The 2,529-nt window shown below is 49.6% G+C and carries 3 protein-coding genes and 1 pseudogene; all 4 read left to right on the top strand.

The window, feature by feature from the left end; all coding sequences use genetic code 11:
- Positions 1 to 112: 112 nt before the first annotated feature.
- Positions 113 to 577, top strand: a pseudogene (locus tag V8L70_RS22690) (LuxR C-terminal-related transcriptional regulator); the annotation flags it as partial.
- A gap of 76 nt (positions 578 to 653) precedes the next feature.
- Positions 654 to 1,118, top strand: coding sequence for a CsgE family curli-type amyloid fiber assembly protein (locus tag V8L70_RS22685; RefSeq protein WP_336270700.1), 465 nt, complete (start codon positions 654 to 656; stop codon positions 1,116 to 1,118).
- On the top strand, positions 1,118 to 1,546 hold the full coding sequence (locus V8L70_RS22680) for a curli assembly protein CsgF (RefSeq protein ID WP_336270699.1): 429 nt from the start codon (positions 1,118 to 1,120) through the stop codon (positions 1,544 to 1,546). Before V8L70_RS22685 ends, V8L70_RS22680 begins: the two co-directional genes overlap by 1 nt.
- 141 nt (positions 1,547 to 1,687) lie before the next feature.
- Entirely contained in the window at positions 1,688 to 2,470 is a 783-nt protein-coding gene (locus V8L70_RS22675) for a CsgG/HfaB family protein (protein ID WP_336270698.1), read from the top strand.
- Positions 2,471 to 2,529: the final 59 nt, after the last annotated feature.

Here is a 2,529-nt window from a genome sequence, read left to right as displayed (position 1 = left end):
CGAGAAGGTCAGTTTTTCAGGTACCATTTTGGAAGCGGCGGTTGGTGTTGGTTTTTGGTGTAAGGCCCTGAAACGTTAACACTTTCAGCCGCTTTCTTTTATACCCCGTGAGAAATCCAGGTTAGCCGCTTTTAACATTCACGATATGGATCACGCTCTGGAAGCACTATCCTGCGCTCAGCTAAAAGGCGTGTTTTATCGTAATGAAAGCCTTGAGGTTATCTGTAAAGGCATACATGCGTTACTGGAAGGGGAGCTATGGATGTCGCGGGACTTAATGGCCCGACTCATCCTGTTTTATCGCAAATACCAAAGTAATGCTTTTCGCCCAGCCTGTGGGCTCACTAATCGTGAAATGGAGATCATCTCACTGCTTAGTGCAGGCTCCTCTAATCAACAAATTGCCGAAAAGCTGTTTGTTAGCGAACACACCGTTAAGTCTCACCTCTACAACATCTTTCGCAAAATCAATGTACATAACCGTATTCAAGCACTTAATTGGATACATCAAAATCTGGGCCCAATTCTTCCCAATATTGAAACCGCGCGAAGCCTGCAGCGCCATCGGCAGCGCTAACGCGCAAGGGTAATTCAGCATGTTATCGATACATCGTTTATCCATAGGCATTTCTCCACTGCTGGTGTGGATAACTATGTCTATAGCGCTAGCCAACGAGCCTGCCCCTACGGGCAATGCATTACCTGCCAACGAACAAGAAGCGATTGACGCCATTAATCAGCTCTCTAGCCCTGATGGTCCTGAAGTGCAAGGTAACGCCAACGGTGGAAGTGAGCTAACCGGCGTAATGGTAGACCGTACGATCACCATGGCCGGTAAAACCTTCTATCGTGCCTTTAGCCAACGGGCACTGGATAACCTGATTATCGGCAATGCCACCGTCACCATTAACGAGCGACCCGATGCCCGCTGGGGTAGCCAAATATGGGTGATGGAAGGTAACCGTATGTATTTCCGTACACAGCTTTCCCCAAGGATCAATGAAGCTGACCGAGCCGCCGGGGAAGCCGTGCAAACCGTCGAAGAAGCGCTTATCCGGCAACAACTGGCCTCAGCGCTTAACTCAGATAAAGACTTAGGAAAAGAGGAGCTGAACTAATGAAAACGAACCGTTTACGCCCATCAGTAAAGTTGCTGGCTGCAACATCACTGTTAAGCGCACTGTCACTTTCGGCCTTTGCCGGAGACCTCGTCTACCAGCCGATTAACCCCTCATTTGGTGGTGATCCTTTCGTAGGTAGTTATCTACTGAGTAAGGCCCAGTCTCAGGATACCAATACCGATCCTAATGCTCGACGTTCCGAACCATTGTCTTCAACAGCACGTTTGGTTCAGAGCCTGGAAAGCCGACTTATTTCCCAACTTATTAGTGATGTCGGAAGTGGCGATGTAGGCGAAGGCAGTTTCGATAGTGACGAATTTGGTGTTGTGGTCAGGGATAACGGCGGCCAACTTTCCGTCCAGGTGGTGGATAAGCTCACCGGCGATGTTACCACCATCAATGTCGGTGGTTTATTCAATCCTTAAAGTTATAACGATTTACTGATGCTAAAAAAATTAAGACGCAATAAGACAAGGGAATAATCATGAGAATCTTACTTGTTGGCATAATGGCAGTTTGGCTAAGTGGCTGTGCCGGAACCGTCGCTACCTCGGAAAACCTAGAAGGTGCCCCCCCCTACGCTCACGCCTAGAGGCGCGGCCTACCAAGACCTTGTGTCGTTGCCACCTCCCGCCGGGCGCATCTTTGTCTCCGTGTATGATTTCCGGGACCAAACAGGGCAATATCGACCTGCTCCGGCGAGTACCTTTTCCACGGCAGTCACCCAAGGGGCAGCAGCAATGCTGACCGGAGCACTTGCAGACTCGGGCTGGTTTATTCCGCTTGAGAGGGTGGGCTTACAGAACCTGCTAACCGAGCGTCGGATTATTCGCGCTGAGTTCGAACGCTTTGGTCAACCTGATACGCTGCCATCCCTGCGCGCAGCTTCTGTCATGTTAGAGGGCGGCATCATTGCCTATGAATCCAATGTGCGTACCGGTGGCGCCGGCGTGGAGTATTTCGGGATCGGTGCATCAGGCCAATACCAAGTCGATCAAGTTACCGTGAACCTCAGAGCGGTAGAAATTTCCACCGGTGAAGTGCTGGCAAACGTTACTACTACCAAAACTATCTATTCCAAAGAATTAAGAGCCGGTGTCTACCGCTTCATCGACTTCAGTAGGCTGCTTGAAGCAGAAGCCGGTATTACCACCAACGAACCCGTACAAATGGCAGTGATGTCAGCCATTGAGTCTTCGGTCATCCATTTGATCGCAGAAGGGGTGGAGAATCGACTGTGGAACTTGCCTAACAATATCAATTTCGATGAAACCATATTGTCAGATTACTGTCATTTTCAGAAGGTGACTGCACGGAATATCAAGAGTCGGCTGCACAGTCTTTTCTGATCTGTGGTCGTCTCAGAAAACGGAAAATAAAGCACGCTAAGCTGTGGAAGCCCCTGCCA

Source organism: Vreelandella arctica, assembly GCF_037070215.1.
Lineage (GTDB): Bacteria > Pseudomonadota > Gammaproteobacteria > Pseudomonadales > Halomonadaceae > Vreelandella > Vreelandella arctica.
This window is presented reverse-complemented; position numbering and strand designations above follow the sequence as displayed.